The following is a 17,221-nucleotide window of genomic DNA, read 5'->3' on the forward strand; positions in this document are numbered from 1 at the left end:
CCTACAGCGCCCCCCAGGGCAGCGCGCGTCCGGCTGTCGTGCGCTCGAACAGCCGCAGACGCTGGCCGATATGCGTCGGGCTGTCTTGCAGGCGCAGCACCAACACCGGCCCGTCGGGCAACGCACGCGCCGTCCCGATGAGAGTGACACCCGTGTCCGCGCCCTGCCCGGCGCTTGGCAACGTCGTCCAGGCCAGCAGCTGGCCCTCTTCCACCGCCACCGCCCGCGCGCCGTCGTGACCGCACGCCGGGCACCACAGGCGGGCGGGATAGACGCGATGGCCGCAAGCGCGGCATTCGTACACATACAGGCTCATGATTCCTCCCGGCTCAACACGGCGGCGTTGGCGCACATGCCGTAGCGCAGCTGCACCATGCCGTAGCCGGTGACGACGCCATGCCGTGCGCCCGGCAATTGGCGTGCGCCCGCCTGGCCCAGCAGTTGCCGCGCCACTTCAACCACGCCGTGCATGCCGCCCGCCGTGCCGGCCTGCCCGGCCGATAACTGCCCGCCCGCCGTGTTCACGGGTAGCCCGCGCGTGGCGATACGGCGGGTGATGAACCCGGGCAAGTCGTTTGCGTCGGCATAACCCAGGTCGCAAAGCTGCGCCACGGCCATCGCCGGATAGTCGTCGTACACGCTGACCACGTCCATGTCTTCGGGGCCCATTCCCGCCTCTTGCCACAGCCAGTCGGCCAGCTCGGCCACGCCGGTTTGCAGGCCGTCGCCTTCCTGCTGGTCGTGGTTGTAGCGCGCCCCGCTGGACAGCAGCCGCACATGTACACCCGTCGGCCGCGCCTGCAAGACCAGGGCGTTGGCCCCGCTGACAACCGGCACGCAATCCAGCCGGCCCAACGGTGGCGCCACCATCGGCGCATCCAGGTACTGCGCCAGCGTCAACGGCGCGCGATAGGCAGCGTTGAGGTTGTCGGCGGCCCAGGCGCGCTGCGCGACGCACAGCGCGCCGTAGTCTTCGCGGCGCAGCCCCGTTTGGGCCATCTGCCGCTGGGTCAGCATTGCGAACAAGGGATTCGGACCCTGGCAACCCAGCGGGCTGAGATAGTCCTGCGCGCTGCGGTTATATCCGCGCACCAACTGCGCGAAGTCCGCGCCGGTGAAGTGGTCACCGGACACCAACACGATGGTTTGCGCCTGCCCCGCTTGCAGTGCCAGCCACGCCTGCCGCAGCAGGTTGATGGCGCTGGCGCCGCCCAGTTCGTCCTGCATGCACCAGTTAAGCCGTAGCCCCAGCTGCCAAGCCAGGTCGATGGCGCGGTCGGGCCGCAGTGTGAACGACGCCACGCCCAGGCCGTCCACCTGCGCGGGCGTCAGGCCCGCGTGGCGCAGAGCCTGACCGATGGCCTGCGCCATCAAGCCCGCCGTGGTGCAGCCCGGCTCGGGATGGCGCAACGCCGGGGTTTCACCGACCGCGACAATGCCGGGGCCGGCCGAACGAACCGGGTTCATTCCGTGTCCTGCTTCGGGGGATTACGGGTCAACAGCAAGGTCACTACCGTAATGGCCGCCATGCCCACCAGGAACCACGCGACCGGGGTGGCCGATTCATACTTGCGCAGCAGCGCCATGGCAATTAACGGCGACAGGCCGCCGGCAAACACCGACGCCAGCTCATGCCCCAGCGCCAGCCCGGTGTAGCGCACTTCCGCCGGAAACAGCTCGGCAAAATACGCGGGCTGCGTGCCGATCATGGCAGCGTGGCACACCGTGTTGCCCAGGAAGAACGCCAGGAAAATCCACAGCGGCTCTTTGGTTTGCACCATCCAGAAGAAGGGAAACGCCACCAGCACCAGGCCGACGGACCCGATCAGGTACACCGCGCGCCGCCCGATGCTGTCGGACAGATGACCGAACCACACCAGCGTGCCCAGTTCGATGAACATGGACGCCAGCACGCCCCCCAGCATTACGTCATTCGATATGCCCAGAAACTTGCCATAGGCCAGCGCAAAAGCCAGGAAAATATACGAACCGCCGTTTTCCGCCACGCGCAGACCCATCGCCGTCAGCACTTGACGCGGATAGCGGCGAAACACCTCCACGGCCGGCATGCCGCGCTTGGCCGTTTTTTTGGCCTGCACAAATTCCTCGCTTTCCGGAATGTGCTTGCGGATGTACAGCCCTACGCCAAAGATCAGCACGCTAAGCAGGAACGGCAAGCGCCAGCCCCAGCTCATGAACATGTCCTTGGGCAATTGCTGAGCCAGCATGAAAATGCCCGACGACAGCACGAAGCCGCCGGCCACGCCCAATTGGCTGAACGATGAAAAGTAGCCGCGCCGCTTGCCGCCCACGGCTTCGCTGATGAGCAGCACGCCGCCGCCCCATTCGCCGCCCGCCGCCGCGCCCTGCAACACGCGCAGCACCACCATCGCCACCGGCGCCCAGAAGCCGATCTGCTCGTACGTGGGCAGCAGGCCGATCAGGAACGTGGCCGCGCCCATCAGGCCCAGCGTCCATTCCAACGCCAGCTTGCGGCCGTAGCGGTCGCCGATGTGGCCGAAGATCACGCCGCCCAACGGGCGGGCCAGAAAGCCCACCGCAAAACCTGCGAACGCGCCCATGGTGCCCAGCAAGGGGTCGGTGCCCTTGGGGAAGAACAGGTCGCCGAACACCAGCGCGGCGGCTGTGCCGTAGATGAAAAAGTCGTACCACTCCATCGCGTTGCCCGCGACGGATGCCGCCACGACGCGCCGGGTTCGCTTGCGCTTTGCTTCGTCGTCGGCGGACAGCGCCGCCCCCTTGTATGCCATTGTCATTGCCGCCCCTTGGATTTTTGAATGGAGGGATGGCGCGTCAGCGCGCCACGCGATAACCGGCCGCGTCCCTGTCCCAGGTGTCGCCGGTAATACCTTCTTCCCGCAAACGGAACTTGCGGACCTTGCCGTTCTCGGTGCGCGGCAGATCGTCCAGCACGCGCAGGTAGCGCGGTACGGCGAAATACGGCATGCGGGGCTGGCAGAAATCAAGCAGGCCTTGGGGCGTGGGCGCGTGGCCGGTCTTGTAGACCAGCGCGGCCATCACTTCGTCCTCGGCCAGTTCGGAACGCACCGCATACACCGCCGCCGTGGCCACGGCGGGATGCGACAGCAGCACCTGTTCCACTTCGTACGACGAAATGTTCTCGCCCCGGCGGCGGATGGCGTCTTTCATGCGATCAAGAAAGCGGAAATAGCCATCGGCATCGCGCACGACACGATCGCCCGTGTGAAACCACAGGTTGCGCCAGGCCTCGACCGTCTTGTCGGGCATGCCGAAATAGCCGGTGGCAATCGCAAATGGCGGACGCGCGCGCAGCAGCAGTTCGCCAGGTTCGCCGTCCGGCACCGGCGCGTCGTGTTCATCGGCGACGATGGCGTCGAACTCAGGCGCCACGCGGCCCATCGTGCCCGGGCGTTGATCGGCCAACACGCCGCCCAACGCAAAGTTGGTTTCCGTGGACCCGTAGCCTTCCAGCAGCGCCATCCCGGTGCGCTGGGCGAATACGGCATGAAAACGTTCGGGTACGCCAGGCGCCAAGGCAATGCGCGTGCGGTGCCCGCGTTCGGACGGGCGGGATTCTTGCGCCAGCAACATCGGCACCATCGCGCCCAACAGATACGTGACGGTGGCGCCCGTGGCTTGCAGGCGGTCGAAATAGCGGCTGGCCGAAAACCGTTCGTCGCAGATGATGGATGCCCCGGTCACCAGCGCCTGGAAGCAGGCGTTAAGGGCGTTGGTGTGAAACAGCGGCAGGCTGGTGTAGAGCAAGTCGGCGTCCGAGATTTCCAGGTTGCGCGCGGCGATCTTGCCCCACCAATAGAACTGCGCGTGCGGGCAGCACACGCCCTTGGACGGCCCGGACGTACCCGAGGTGTACAGAATGGCCAGCATGTCGCCCGGCTGGATGGCAGCGGCGGGCAATGGCGGCGCGTCGGCGTGCGGGGCCGGCGGCGGCGCGCTGGCGGGTACGGGCAATTGGCAATCCGGGTCGGCCGGGTCCAGCAACCAGATCGCGCGCAGGGCCGGCGGCGCATGGTGCGAGGCTGGCTGCCCGGCCGGCGTGTCCTGCGGTGGATGCGCGTCGTGCCTTGATTGCACCGGTTGCACCGGTTGCTCGGGTTGCACGGGTTGCACGGGTTGCGCCGGCTGCCCTGCGTGCGACAGCGACGCCAGCGCCGCCACGGCCGGACAGGATGCCGCGTCCGCCACCAACAACACGCAAGCGCTGTTGCTCAGCATGTGCCGCAACTGCATGCCGCGCGACGCGGTGTTGATGGGCACCACCACCGCACCCAGCCAGCCGCAACCCAGCACCACCGACAGGAATTCATGACGGTTGCCGGCCATGAGCCCCACGCGATCGCCGCGCTTGACACCCGCGGCAGCCAGCCGCGCGGCCCAGCTTGCCGCATGCGCCGGCGCATCGCCAAACCGCAACGCACCGCCCGGCGCCTGCACCCACAGGCGGTCTCCCAGGCGGGCCGCCTGTTCCATCAACAACGACGGTAATGTCAACGCATGCATGACGACGTTTCCCCGGTTGCAGTCTTGTGTCGTGTAGCGGCCGCATAAGGCTTGTAAGCACATCGCGGCCGGTGTGTAGCGTGAAATTAGTCTAGGAATCAACTATTTATGTGTCAAATTTATGAGTATTATTTATCTTATAAATACGACTGATATCAGGGGCATGCGTGGACTTCGACTTGAATCTCATGCGGGTTTTCCTGACCGTGCTGCACGAGCGCAGCGTCACCCGCGCGGCGCAACGGCTGAACCTGACACAGCCCGCGGTCAGCTACGCGCTGGCCCGATTGCGCGAACAGTTTGACGACCCGCTATTCGTGCGCACCGCCACCGGCATGCAACCCACGCCGGTGGCGTTTGCGTTGGCCGACCCCATCGAACGCGGCATGAACAGCTTTGCCGAGGCGGTCAGCCTGCGCCAGCAGTTCACCCCCGCCACCAGTACGCGACGGTTTCGGCTGTCGATGTCGGACATCGGTGAAATGGTGTTTTTGCCGCCGCTGATGGAACGCGTGCACGCCTTGGCGCCCCGCCTGCGGGTCGAGGTGCTTGAGGTTCCGCTGGAACAATTGCCGCAGGCACTGAAGGAAGGCCAGGTGGACTTGGCCATTGGCAACCTGGCCGGGTTGGCGCGCCATACCTGTCACGCCGACCTGTTCAGTGAACGTTATGCCTGCATGGGGCGGCGCGGCCATCCCGTGCTGTCGGTGGGCTTGACGCGCGGGCAGTTCAAGCGGCTGGATCACATCCTGGTGGCCTCGCGCGCCAGTGCGCACCGGCTGCTGGATGACGTGCTGGGCGAAGCCGGCCTGCAACGCCAGCCATACCTGACGCTGCCGCATTTCTCGGCCGCCGCCGAGATCGTGCGACGCACCGATCTGACCGTGACGCTGCCGCATCGCGCCGCGCTGTGGTTCAACCGCGACAAGGCGTTTGAGATCCGGCCGCTGCCCATCGCGCTGCCGCCCTTGTCGGTCACCGTGCACTGGCATGCGCGCTTCGAGAGCGACCCGGGCACCATGTGGCTGCGCCGGCAGGTCGAGGCCACGCTGGCGGATGCGTCGCCGAACGCTGCCTAGAGAGGCCGCGCCTGATCTGCTCGAAGTGCGCAACAGACTCTGGCAAGGACGGGGATAGATCGACAGGATTCACGCCACTAGACTGGCCGCTTCCTTACCCCACCCTGCGAGCCGCAATGACCCTCTTCCCTTTCGCACGCCGCCTGCTACAGACCGCCGCGCTGGCGCTGTTGATCGCCCCTGTGCTGAACGCCCCCGCCCGCGCGGCCGGCACCGACTTGACGTTGACCCATTTCAACCCCGGCAACGACGCCATCTTTCCGGTGTCTTCCGTGCTGGTCGCCGGCCAGCGCGATGCCATTTTGATTGATGCGCAATTTGGCAAGTCGCAAGCGGAAAAGGTCGTCGCAATGGTGCGTGACAGCGGCAAGACGCTGACCACCATCTACATCAGCCACGGGGATCCTGACTTCTACTTTGGCCTGGACACCGTGTTGGCTGCCTTTCCGGGCGTGCGCGTGGTCGCCACTGAGCCGACCGTGCGGCACATCAAGGAAACCGTTGACGGCAAATTGGCGTTCTGGGGTCCCAAGCTGGGCGCGGATGCGCCGGCCAAGGCCGTGATCCCGCAGGTGCTGGCCGGCAACTCACTCACGCTGGAAGGCCATCAGCTTGAAATCACCGGCCTGGACGGCGCACAGCCTGACCGCAGCTATGTGTGGATTCCGTCGCTAAAGGCAGTGGTGGGCGGCGTGGTGGTGTTCGGCAATCTGCACGTGTGGATGGCCGACACGCAGACGCCGCAGTCGCATAAAGACTGGCTGGCCACGCTGCAACACATCGAAGCGTTGAAGCCGGTCACGGTCATTCCCGGCCACTACGCCCCCGGCGCGCCGCTGACGGTGAAATCGGCGCAGTACACGCAGGGCTATATCCGCGCCTTTGACACGCAAACCGCCAAGGCCGCCGACAGCGCGGCGCTGATCGCGGCGATGAAGGCGCAATACCCGCAAGCGGGCGGCGCGGCGTCGCTGGAACTGAGCGCCAAGGTCGCCAAGGGCGAAATGAAATGGTAGGCGGGCGCAAGGCAAGCAGCCCGCGGTGACGACGCGGCAGAAGCGTCGCCACCGCGGCATTGCCCCAACCGCGTGGCCACGGCGACGAAGCCCAGGCTACGCAGTCACTGAAAGTGGCTGCAAAACCCGTGCCCCCATCCCGCGCAGCGGGCCTCAGCCCATCGCCGCCAGCATCAAGTCCAGGTTCTGCACCGCCGCGCCGGACGCGCCCTTGCCCAGGTTGTCGAACACGGCGGTCAACAACACCTGCCCATGCTGCGCGTTGCCATAGACGGCCAGCCGCAGGTCGTTGGTGCCGTTCAGCGCTTGCGGATCCAGATTCGTATGGGTGGCGGCGTCTTGCGGCGCCACCACTTGCACGTGCGTCGTGCCCGCGTAGTGCTGTTGCAGGGCGTCATGCAGCTGGGCGATGGTGACGCGGGCCGGCAGCATCCGTAGTTGCAGCGGAATCGTCAGCACTATGCCCTGGCGGAACGCGCCATAAGCGGGCACGAACACGGGCCGCTGCGTCAGCCCGGCATGCGCTTCGATTTCGGGCGTGTGCTTGTGCGCCAGCCCCAGGCCGTACAGCTGGAATGCGGGCTGCGACGCCGCATCGGCGCCTTCGTACGCCTCCACACTGGCGCGGCCGCCGCCCGAATAGCCCGACACGGCGTGCACCACCGCCGGATAGTCGGCAGGCACCAACCCCGCCTGGATCAGCGGCCGCAGCAAGGCGATGGCGCCCGTGGGATAGCACCCGGGGTTGCTGACCCGCTTGGCCCGCGCGATGGCGTCGGCCTGCCCCGCGGCCATTTCCGGAAAGCCATAGACCCAGCCCGGCGTCGTGCGATGCGCCGAACTGGCGTCGATGATGCGCACGGCGGGGTTCACCACGGACGCCGCCGCCTGGCGCGCCGGCTCGTCCGGCAGGCACAGGATGGCCACGTCGCTGGCGTTGATGGCTTCGGCGCGGCGGGCAGCGTCTTTGCGCTCGGCGGCCGGCAACGTCAGCAGGCGCAGATCGGTGCGGCCATTCAAGCGTTCATGGATTTGCAGGCCGGTCGTGCCTTGGTCGCCATCGATAAAGACCAGGGGTTGGGTCATGGCTGCTCCGTCAGGAAAAGGAATGGGGGTCTGGATGCAAGCCGTATCATCGACCCGCGCAGTGCATAAGAAAAGTCGAATATCATGACCGTCAAATTCATCTTTTCTGAATGATCCTTTTCCCGGATGACTGCCCCATGCGTGAAATCAGCCTTGACCGCCTGCGCACCCTGGTTGCCATCGCCGACCTGGGTTCCTTCGCCGAGGCGGCGCGTGCGTTGCACCTGGCGCCGCCCACCGTCAGCCTGCACGTGGCCGACCTGGAAGCCCGCGTGGGCGCGCCGCTGCTGACGCGCAAGCGCGGCCAGGTGCGCGCCACCGCCATCGGCGACACGCTGCTGGAACGCGCGCGCCGCCTGCTGGCCGAAGCCGATCAGGCACTGGATGACGTGCAGCGCCAGGTGCAGGGCTTGTCCGGCCGCGTGCGGCTGGGCGCGTCCACCGGCGCCATCGCGCATCTGCTGCCGCAAGCGCTGGAAACCCTGGGCAAGCACCACCCCGGCATCGACGTGCAGGTGGCGGTGCTGACGTCGCAGGAAACCTTGCAGCGTTTAAACGATGGCAGCCTGGACGTGGGCCTGGTGGCCTTGCCGCAACCGCCTATCGACGGCTTGGTGATCAAGCCGTGGCGGCGTGATCCCGTCATGGCGTTTCTGCCGGCCGGCTGGGCCGCGCCGGCACGGGTCACCCCAGCCTGGCTGGCCAACCGCCCGCTGATCCTGAACGACGCGACCACGCGGCTATCGCGCCAGACGGGTGAATGGTTTGCCGCGGCCGGGCTGAACCCGCGCGCGCGCATCCAGCTTAATTACAACGACGCCATCAAGAGCCTGGTGGCGGCAGGCTATGGCGCAACGCTGCTGCCGCACGAAGCCACCGCGCCGCAGTCAGACGCGCGCATCATCATGCGCGCGTTGCGCCCGGCATTGTGGCGGCCGCTGGGCATTGCGCACCGGGCCGAAAAAGTGGAACGGTCGACCCAGCATGTGCTGGACGTGCTGTGGCAGCTGCGGGCGGCTGACGGCGGGTAGCGAAGAAACGTGTCTGAAGGCACGACGCGCGCGTCTTCAGAAAGCGGGTCTGAAAGCAGGACGCGCGCGTCTTCAAGAAGCGGGTCTGAAAACCGGAAACGCATCGGAAAGCAGGAAGCACGGCGGCGGTCAGGAAGCACGGCGGAAATATGCCGTTCGCTGCGTTTCATCGCGCAGCCGTTGAGCCCGCGCGCGGAACAGGTCGCGCCGGCCCACCAAGCCCAGCAAGCGATGGCTGGCGCGGTCGACGATCGGCACACGCCCAACCCCGGACAGCGCCATGCGGTCGGCGATGCGGCTGGCCAGTTCGTCGGGATAGCCCAGCACCGGTTCGCGGCCAGCCAGCGCTTGCGCCAGCGTGCGCGTGTCCTCCGTTTCACCCAGCGCCCACGCCAGCGAATCCGCGCGAGTCGCCGTGCCCACCACCACGCCCTCGTCGTCCACCACCGGGTAGCTGGTATGCACGTGTCCCAGCGTCGTGAAATGGGCAATGGCCTGCGCCACCGTCATGCTTGCCGCGAAGGACTCAACGGGATGCGTCATCACCGCTTCGGCACGCAGCAGTTCGAAGGGATCCACATGGTATTCACGGCTGACGTGATGCCCGCGCCGCGCGATTTTCTCGGTCAGGATGGACCGCTTCAACAGCAGCACCGTCATGCCGTAGGCGAACACGCAGGCTGCCAGCACGGGCAGCAGCGCGCTCAGGTTGCCGGTAAGTTCGACGGCGAACAGCGTCGCGGTCAGCGGTGCGCGCATGGTGCCGCCCATCATGGCCGCCATGCCCACCAGCGCCCAGAAGCCGGGATCGGCCTGGGGCAGCCACGGCGTGGCCAGCGCCCCCAGCGCCCCACCAAAAATCAGCAAGGGCGCCAGCACCCCGCCCGAGGTGCCCGACCCCAGCGCGATGGACCAGATCGCCACCTTGACCACCAGCAGCACCAGCACGGCCTGCAACGCCAGATCGCCCGCCAGCAGGTGGCGGATGTTGTCATAGCCCACGCCCAGCGCCGCCGGGTCGATCAGGCCACCGATGCCGATGGCCAGCCCGCCAAACGCGGGCCACCACATCCAATGCAAGGGCAGTTTTTCAAACAGGTCCTCGGCCGCGTACACCAAGGACGTCAGCACGCCCGAGCCCAGGCCGGCCAGCACCCCCACCGCCGCGCACGCCAACAGGTGACCCGGCGTAAAGGACAAGGCGCCGGCATACGCGAAAATGGGCCCGGCATCCAGGATGAAGGCGCGCGCGGCGGCGGCCACCAGCGCCGCCACCGCCACGGGCAGGAAGCTGCGCGGCTTCCACTCGAACAGCAGCAATTCCACCGCCAACAGAATGGCGGCCAGCGGCGTGGCGAAGATGGCCGTCATGCCGGCGGCGGCGCCCGCCACCAGCAAGGTCTTGCGCTCGCCGTCGTCCAGGTGGATCGTTTGCGCCAGCAGCGACCCGATGGCGCCGCCCGTCATGATGATGGGCCCTTCCGCGCCGAACGGCCCGCCGGTACCGATCGACACGGCCGACGACACCGGTTTCAGCACCGCCACCTTGGGCTGGATGCGGCTCTTGCCGATCAATATGGCTTCCATCGCCTCGGGAATGCCGTGGCCGCGGATCTTCTCGGAGCCGTACCGCGCCATCAAGCCGATGATCAGGCAGCCCACGACCGGGATGGCAACGGACGCCCATCCCAGCGCACCGGTCGTGATGGGCTGGTCAACAAAGGAAAACTGGCCGTGGTAGGCCAGGTTGGTACACAGCGCGATCAGCCGCAGCAAGGCCCAGGCGGCCAACACGCTGGCCAGGCCCACGGGCACGGCCAACGCCATCAGCATCACCACGCGACGGTCGGTGGTGAAGTCGCCCAGCCGATGAGCGTGGGGGGATGCGCCGGATTTTGACCGGATAGACGACGGGGACGCAGGCAATGCCGGGGATAGCGAGGCCGTGGGCGATGTGGCGGACGTGCGCGATGCGGGGGACTCGGACAATGGGGAAACAGGCGTTGAAGACATGGGATTGCCAGGACGGTTTGATTTGCTTATTTATATCGTATCACGACATATATTAGAATTGCCCTTGTGAAAACGTCTCCGTCCCCCACTCCGCTGTCCCCCGCCGACTACGAGCTGTTGGCTGACTTTCGCTACGCGCTGCGCACGTTCGCCGCGTTCAGCGAAAGCGCCGCCGCCGAATTGGCGCTGACGCCGCAGCAGCACCAAACCCTGCTGGCCATCAAGGGCACGCGCAAAAGCGCGCCCGACCGGCGCGGCCTGTATGTCGGCGAGATCGCCGATCGGCTGTTGATCCGGCCGCACACGGCGGCCGAGCTGGTCGGCCGCCTGGCGCGTCTGGACCTGGTCAGCCGCGAGGCCGACCCCGAAGACGGCCGCCGGGTAGAAGTGGTTCTGACGCCCAAGGCCGAACGCGTGCTGGAAAGCCTGTCGGCCTCGCATCTGGAAGAATTGCGCGCGATGCGGCCCTTGCTGGGTCGCCTGCTGGCGCGCATCGGCGACGACACGGCCTGAGGGGTGCCTTGGGACGAGCGCGCATCCTGCGCCGCCCCGGGCCCCTCCGCCCCCGCATAAGTTCATAACCGACCCACACCGCGCCGCGTGATAAATTGTCGTCCCGCGACATATTTCAAGCACGCGAGGAGATCGTTTTGGGTGTGGCATTAAAGCGCTGGCTGAGCGCATTCGCGCCAGCGCCGGTAGGCGTTAACGGGCGCGAAAAGCTGGTGGGCGTGCTGGGCGCGCTGGTCGGACTGTTCTGCACGGAATGGGTGGGGCGGCATGCGCTGGGCGCGGCCAGCCCCTGGTTCATCGCCCCCATGGGCGCATCGGCCGTGCTGCTGTTTGCCGCGCCGGCCAGCCCGCTGGCGCAGCCCTGGTCCATCATGGCGGGCAACCTGGTGTCGGCGCTGATCGGCGTGTTCTGCGCACAGATGATCCCCGTGCCGGGCGTGGCGGCCGCCGTGGCGGTGGCCTTGTCCATCGGCGCCATGTTCAGCCTGCGCTGCCTGCATCCGCCCAGCGGGGCGGTGGCGTTGACGGCCGTGCTGGGCGGGCCGTCGGTGGCCAGCCTGGGCTATGGTTTTGCCCTGTGGCCCGTGGGCTTGAATTCACTGATCCTGCTGTGCATCGCCGTGGCGTTCAACGGCGCCTTCAAGCGCAACTACCCGCGCCGCCACGCCGACCCCGCGCAAAGCCATCACACGCGCGATGCCGCGCCCAGCACCCGCCTGGGCTTTTCCCGCGCCGACCTGGACGAGGCCCTGGCGCAGCGCGGCGAATTGCTGGACATCAGCAAGGAAGACCTGGAAGACATCGTGCTGGCCGCCGAGCTGCGCGCCAGCGTGCGCCGCTTTGGCGACGTTTCCTGCGCGGACATCATGTCGCGCGATGTCGTCACCGTGCAAGAGCACGCCCCGCTTGACCACGCCGTGCGCTTGTTCGACAAGCACCGGCTGCAAGCCTTGCCGGTGCTGGACGCCGCCGGTCGTTACGCGGGCATGGTGGCGCAGGCCGATGTGCTGGCGCGCAAGACGCGTCCGCTGGCCGCCATGCCGGACGGCACGCCGCCTCAAGAATTGCTGGTAGCCGATTGCATGCGCAGCGAAGTGCCCTTCGCCACGCCCGGCCTGCCCGTAATTGAGCTGGCCCGCCCGATGTCGGACAGCGTGCACTGCGTGCCGGTGCTGGACGGCTCGCGCAACTTGCAGGGGCTGGTGACGCAGTCGGACCTGGTGGCGGCGCTGTATCAAATAGCGGTGTCGGCCAGTTCGCAGGCCGAATCCGGCGACCATGCCCCCCAGCGCGCGGCCTGACGCCTCCGAAGCCATCGCCCGCGAAGCCATCGCCCCGAAGCCATCGTCCCAAAACCGCCGCCTTCGTTACCCGCGCCTTCGCCCCCCCCGCCTCCGTAACCCTACGGATGTCGGGGCGCGCTTGCCGCAAGGCATAATTTCACGCGTGAATCCCCTATCGCGCATCCGCGCCCTCCTCTGTTGGTTGGTTTTGTTCTTGCTGGGCGCCGCCTGGATCGCCCGCCAGGAATACCTGGACCAGCACGACCGCTTCTTTCAAGGCACCAGCATCGCCCAGCGCATGCTCAGCCAGAAGACCGTGCAGCACGAGGCCGTGCTGGCCACGCTGACGGCCCTGTCGCATCCCCCCACGCCCGAACGTCTGTACCCCAGCCTGCACCCTGCCATGCCGCAGTTGCTGGGCTTGGGCTATCTGGCCGACGGCGCGTGGGCCGGCAGCCTGCCGCCGCCGCCCGATCTGTCCGCGGCCGTGGCCCGCGCCGCGCGGCTGGGCCGCCCGGTGACCTTGCCGCTGGACGCCGCGCGCTACTGGCTGATCGCGCCGTCCAGTTGGAGCCTGTTGATCGACGCCCGCCAACTGGTGCCCCCCGCCGACTTCCCGCCCAATCTCAGCAACCTGAGCCTGCTGGTGGATCAGCGCCCGCTTGCGCTGCTGGACAAACAGCCCGAGGACGCGCGCGGCCTGCCCATGACGCTGCAAAAGCCCCTGGGCGCGGCCAGCCAACCGTTTCAGATGCGCAGCAGCCGCATCCTGACGCCGGCATATTGGCCGTGGACGGCATGGACCGCGTGGGCGCTTGCCAGCGCACTGCTGGTGGCCGGCGCCGCCGCGTGGCAGCGTTCCCGCGCCGAGGCCCGTCGCCAACAGGAACAGGCGCGGCTGGCCGCCATGGCGCGTCTGGGCGCGCTGGGCGAAATGGCCGCCGGCATCGCGCATGAATTGAACCAGCCGCTGACCGCCATCCTGGCGCAGACGCGCGCCGCCCAGCGTCTGCTGGACGACGAGGACGAGCGCCCCGCCGTGCGCCACGCGCTCTTGGCCAGCGCCGAGCAGGCCAAGCGCGCGGCCGACATCATCAGCCGCATGCGCGCGCTGGTCCAACCCCGTTCGCCCGCGCGGCGCGAAGCGCTGGACCCGGACGCGCTGGTGGCCGCGCTGCGCTTTCTACGGGAAAGCGAGCTCGCCCGGCAGGGCATCCGCCTTGTCTGGCACAACGCCAGCCCCGGCGCGCGGCCGCTGGGTGACCGCGTGGCGTTGGAACAGATCCTGCACAACCTGGTGCAAAACGCCGCCGACGCGCTGGCCGGAACCGACGGCGCCCGCGTGATCCAGCTGGAAGGCCGGGTGGACAGCCGCGCCTCCGGCGACGTCTACCGCTTCAGCATCAGCGACAACGGCCCAGGCATCGCCGCCGACGCGCTGCCGCGCCTGTTCACGCCGTTCTACACCACGCGCGCGCAAGGCATGGGCCTGGGGCTGGCCTTGTGCGAAACGTTGGCCGGCTCGATGGACGGCAGCGTTGCCGCGCACAACCTCAAACCCTCGGGCGCGTGTTTTACCGTCAGCCTGCCTTGCAACAAGAGCCCCGCATGAACCCTGGCCCCAACCGCACGCCCGAACAGTCGCCCCGGGTGTACCTGGTGGACGACGACGACGCGGTGCGCGACGCGCTGGCGCTGCTGCTGCGCAGCGTGGGCCTGGCCAGCAGCGGCTATGCCGACCCGCAGGCGTTTTTGTCGGAGCTGCCGGCCAGCGCAATCGGTTGCGTCGTGCTGGACATCCGCATGCCCGGCATCAGCGGCCTGGACGTGCTGAACCGCCTGGCCGACCAATCCGACCTGCCCGTCGTCATGTTGACCGGCCACGCGAATGTGGACCTGTGCCGCCGTGCCTTCAAGGGCGGCGCCATGGAGTTCCTGCAAAAGCCGGTGGACGACGACGTGTTTCTGGACGCGGTGCAGGCTGCCGTGCGCACGCACGTGGCCAGCCGCGAAAGGCTGGCCGTGACGCAGGCAGCCGCCGACCGGCTGGCGCGCCTGTCCGGCCGCGAACACGAGGTGCTGGAACGCATCGTGCGTGGCATGAGCAACAAAGAAATCGCGCGCGAATTCGACTTGTCGCCGCGCACCGTCGAAACGTATCGCGCCAACGTCTTCGCCAAGCTCGAAGCCGACTCGCTGGCGCAGCTGATCCGCCAATACGCCACCCTGCTCGACTAGCGCGCGCCGCGCCTCCGTAACGCTACGGAGGCGCGCGCGTAGTCGGGCGTATACCGCGCAACGCCGGTTTTGGCCACACTGACTGCTCCTACCGAACCCTCTGAAATCAAAGGATGCAGACCATGAACCGTGTCACGCTTGCCACCCTGTTGTCCACCCTGGCCTTTGCCGGCGCCGCCCACGCCGCCGTGCTGACCGAAAGCAACCTGTCGATGGCCGACGCGCAAAAACTGGCCACCGCCACGGTCGCCGCCTGCCAGGCCAAGGGCTACAACGTTAGCGCTTCGGTCGTGGACCGCGCCGGGCTGCTCAAGGCCTTTGCCCGCGCCGACAACGCCGGCCCGCACACGATCGAAGCCAGCCGCGCCAAGGCCTTCACGGCGGTGTCGGCCAAGACGCCCACGCTGACGATGATGGAAAACGCGCAAAAGAACCCCGGCGCCGCCAATCTGACCGACATCCCGGGCTTTCTGCTGTTGGGCGGCGGCGTGCCGGTCAAGGCAGGCAGCAACGTGATCGGCGCCATCGGCGTGGCCGGCGCACCCGGCGGCAACCTGGATGCGCAATGCGCCGACACCGTGCTGGAAGAGAACGCCGCGCTGTTCAAGTGATCGACGGCGGGCGCGGTCCAGGCGACCCGCCCGCGTTTCGGATTTTGGGTTTCGGATTTTGGGTTTCGGATTTCGGATTTCGGATATCGGATTTCGGATTTCGGATCTCGGATCTCGGATTTCGGGTTTCGGGTTCGTGGGGTCGCGGGTTCGTGGGATCGCGGGTTTCCGGGTTTGCGATTGGCGCGCACGGCGTCAACAGGCTAGGCTTACGGGCGCCCCATCAGAAAAACGCCCTGATCGCCCTAGCCTCCCATGCCCTTGCCGCCGCGCCCCGCCTTGCTGGACAAAACGCTACGCATCGTCGCCCGACGTTATCGGGTGCCGGCCACCCTGGCCGGCGACACGGACCCATCCGTGTTGTCCCAGCGCCCTTGCGCGACCCGCCTGGCCGTGGCCATTGACCAGGCCCGCCAGGCCTTGGCCCGCGCCACCACCCCGCCGGCCTCGGTCAAGCAGTGCTTTATCGACGCGCTGGCGCAACTGATCCACGAAGCCATGCGCCCTGACCAGGGCGACCCCGCCATCCAGGCGATGGTGCTGCGCCACCAGGCGCCACAGGTCCGCGAATACGCGTCCTTATCCGCTGGGGCCGAGGCTGACCGACGCGACGTAGTCGCCGCCGTCAACGCCATCGCCCACCCCGCCAAGCTGGAACGCATGCCCCCCGGCCCGCTGCGCACCGTGTTGGCCCGGCTTCAGGCGGCTGCCTCGGCCGCGTCCTGGCCCGCGCTGGCGGCTGCGGTGCCGCAACTGGAATCGCTGGGGGGTGCCGCTAGCGGCCCAGGCAAAGACCTTGCCGACGGCCCGGCCAATGCCCCTGACAACGCCGCAGTTGACGCCCCCGACAACGCCCCTGACAACGCCCCTGACAACGCCTCGGCCAACGCCCCAGACCACGACCCCGCCAACGACCCCGCGCTGGCGCGCAGCCTGTCCCGCTTGCGCGACGGCGCCGCATTGGAACGCTTGCAACGCCTGGACGAGCTGGCCCTGGATCCTTGGGTACGGCGCTATCAGGCGTTATGGAACCGCAACGGCCCCCGCTCGGGCAGCCCCGGGGCCGTGGCACAAGGCGTGGCGGCGCAGCAGCGCGGCGCGGCAGTCGAAGCGCGCGCCTCGCAGGCGCTGCAAGCCCTGGCGGACCGACTCAACGCGGCGCCGGAGGGCAACGCCGCCTATCGCGTGGTGACGTCAATGCGCGTGCCGCCCACACTGCCCGGCGATGCCGACCGCGCCAAAAGCGAATGGGACGCTGCGCTGCTGCGCCGTGTGGATGCGCCCAGCGTGCCGAACGCGCCCGTCGCGCCCGCCGCCCAGCCCGCCGCCTGGGACGTCTGCCTGCTGGTCGAGGCCAAGGCGTCCGTGGACGCCGCCAGCACCGACTTCGCCCGGCTCTTGCGTGGCCTTGCGCGCCTGGCACAGGCTGAATCAGGCATGACCTACCCGTTCCACAGCCACCAAGGCGCCGTGCCGATACGCGGCGCGTCCCTGGCCGCCCTGCCCACCGGCGAAACGGACCTGTCCGGCGCCGTGCTCTATTGCAGCGACGCGCCGGCGGACCCCGCGCCGCGCCTGCTAAACGCCGCCTGCCGCATGCAGCTGCTATCCGCGCCCGCAAGCGTGGCGTACGCCAGCGAGCTTGCCCGGGGCCGGCCCGCCGACACACGCGAGCTGGACGCTGTCTGGCAGTCCTTGCTGACATCGCCCCAGTGGGCGGGCGTGTTGAATCAGTACCCGCAGCTGTACCTGGTGCGCGAGCTGATGGTGCATGCCGATGACCTGTTGGCGGCCGCGCAACAGGCGGCGATGTAACCGTCGGCGCTG

The 17,221-nt window shown here is 67.9% G+C and carries 15 protein-coding genes; 9 read left to right on the plus strand and 6 right to left on the minus strand.

The window, feature by feature from the left end:
• Position 1: 1 nt before the first annotated feature.
• From V6F88_RS05255 to V6F88_RS05270, 4 genes are read right to left on the minus strand one after another with little or no spacing between them, the layout of a single operon-like run.
• On the minus strand, positions 2–316 hold the full coding sequence (locus V6F88_RS05255) for a zinc ribbon domain-containing protein (protein WP_332608292.1): 315 nt from the start codon (positions 314–316) through the stop codon (positions 2–4).
• The gene (locus V6F88_RS05260) at positions 313–1,467 is read right to left on the minus strand and encodes a thiolase family protein (protein ID WP_332608293.1); all 1,155 of its coding nucleotides are present in this window, start codon (positions 1,465–1,467) and stop codon (positions 313–315) included. Before V6F88_RS05260 ends, V6F88_RS05255 begins: the two co-directional genes overlap by 4 nt.
• Positions 1,464–2,777: an MFS transporter gene (locus V6F88_RS05265; RefSeq protein WP_332608294.1), complete on the minus strand. Its 1,314-nt coding sequence runs from the start codon at positions 2,775–2,777 to the stop codon at positions 1,464–1,466. Before V6F88_RS05265 ends, V6F88_RS05260 begins: the two co-directional genes overlap by 4 nt.
• A 37-nt stretch (positions 2,778–2,814) precedes the next feature.
• Positions 2,815–4,524: an AMP-binding protein gene (locus tag V6F88_RS05270; protein WP_332608295.1), complete on the minus strand. Its 1,710-nt coding sequence runs from the start codon at positions 4,522–4,524 to the stop codon at positions 2,815–2,817.
• A 167-nt stretch (positions 4,525–4,691) separates the two neighbouring features.
• Here V6F88_RS05270 and V6F88_RS05275 point away from each other — a divergent pair, with 167 nt between their 5' ends.
• Both V6F88_RS05275 and V6F88_RS05280 read left to right on the plus strand, forming a co-directional pair.
• Entirely contained in the window at positions 4,692–5,603 is a 912-nt protein-coding gene (locus tag V6F88_RS05275; protein WP_332608296.1) for a LysR family transcriptional regulator, read from the plus strand.
• 116 nt (positions 5,604–5,719) lie between these two features.
• Positions 5,720–6,619, plus strand: a complete 900-nt coding sequence (locus tag V6F88_RS05280) for an MBL fold metallo-hydrolase (RefSeq protein ID WP_332608297.1) — start codon at positions 5,720–5,722, stop codon at positions 6,617–6,619.
• A 153-nt stretch (positions 6,620–6,772) separates the two neighbouring features.
• Here the strand turns inward: V6F88_RS05280 and argC are convergent, their stop codons facing one another.
• Entirely contained in the window at positions 6,773–7,705 is a 933-nt protein-coding gene (gene argC / locus V6F88_RS05285; RefSeq protein ID WP_332608298.1) for an N-acetyl-gamma-glutamyl-phosphate reductase, read from the minus strand.
• Positions 7,706–7,842: 137 nt separating this feature from the next.
• Here argC and V6F88_RS05290 point away from each other — a divergent pair, with 137 nt between their 5' ends.
• Positions 7,843–8,736, plus strand: a complete 894-nt coding sequence (locus V6F88_RS05290; RefSeq protein WP_332608299.1) for a LysR family transcriptional regulator — start codon at positions 7,843–7,845, stop codon at positions 8,734–8,736.
• 129 nt (positions 8,737–8,865) lie between these two features.
• On the opposite strand, the gene V6F88_RS05295 is transcribed toward V6F88_RS05290, so the two are convergent.
• Positions 8,866–10,569, minus strand: a complete 1,704-nt coding sequence (locus tag V6F88_RS05295) for a chloride channel protein (protein ID WP_442880246.1) — start codon at positions 10,567–10,569, stop codon at positions 8,866–8,868.
• 246 nt (positions 10,570–10,815) lie between these two features.
• Here V6F88_RS05295 and V6F88_RS05300 point away from each other — a divergent pair, with 246 nt between their 5' ends.
• From V6F88_RS05300 to V6F88_RS05325, 6 genes are all read left to right on the plus strand, one after another.
• Positions 10,816–11,262, plus strand: a complete 447-nt coding sequence (locus V6F88_RS05300; RefSeq protein WP_332608301.1) for a MarR family winged helix-turn-helix transcriptional regulator — start codon at positions 10,816–10,818, stop codon at positions 11,260–11,262.
• 137 nt (positions 11,263–11,399) lie between these two features.
• The gene (locus V6F88_RS05305; protein ID WP_332608302.1) at positions 11,400–12,563 is read left to right on the plus strand and encodes an HPP family protein; all 1,164 of its coding nucleotides are present in this window, start codon (positions 11,400–11,402) and stop codon (positions 12,561–12,563) included.
• Between the two features lie 145 nt (positions 12,564–12,708).
• Entirely contained in the window at positions 12,709–14,157 is a 1,449-nt protein-coding gene (locus tag V6F88_RS05310; protein WP_332608303.1) for a sensor histidine kinase, read from the plus strand.
• A complete protein-coding gene (locus tag V6F88_RS05315) occupies positions 14,154–14,783 on the plus strand; it encodes a response regulator transcription factor (RefSeq protein WP_332608304.1) in 630 nt (209 codons plus the stop codon). The genes V6F88_RS05310 and V6F88_RS05315 overlap by 4 nt, the downstream gene beginning before the upstream one ends.
• A 122-nt stretch (positions 14,784–14,905) precedes the next feature.
• Positions 14,906–15,394 (plus strand): GlcG/HbpS family heme-binding protein, encoded by a 489-nt coding sequence (locus V6F88_RS05320; RefSeq protein WP_120157497.1) that lies wholly within the window; start codon positions 14,906–14,908, stop codon positions 15,392–15,394.
• A 255-nt stretch (positions 15,395–15,649) separates the two neighbouring features.
• Complete coding sequence (locus V6F88_RS05325) at positions 15,650–17,209, plus strand: 3-deoxy-D-arabino-heptulosonate 7-phosphate synthase (RefSeq protein WP_332608305.1); 1,560 nt, start codon at positions 15,650–15,652, stop codon at positions 17,207–17,209.
• Positions 17,210–17,221 lie beyond the last annotated feature (12 nt).

Origin of the sequence: Achromobacter sp. ESBL13, from assembly GCF_036668755.1 — a bacterium.
GTDB lineage: Bacteria > Pseudomonadota > Gammaproteobacteria > Burkholderiales > Burkholderiaceae_B > Achromobacter.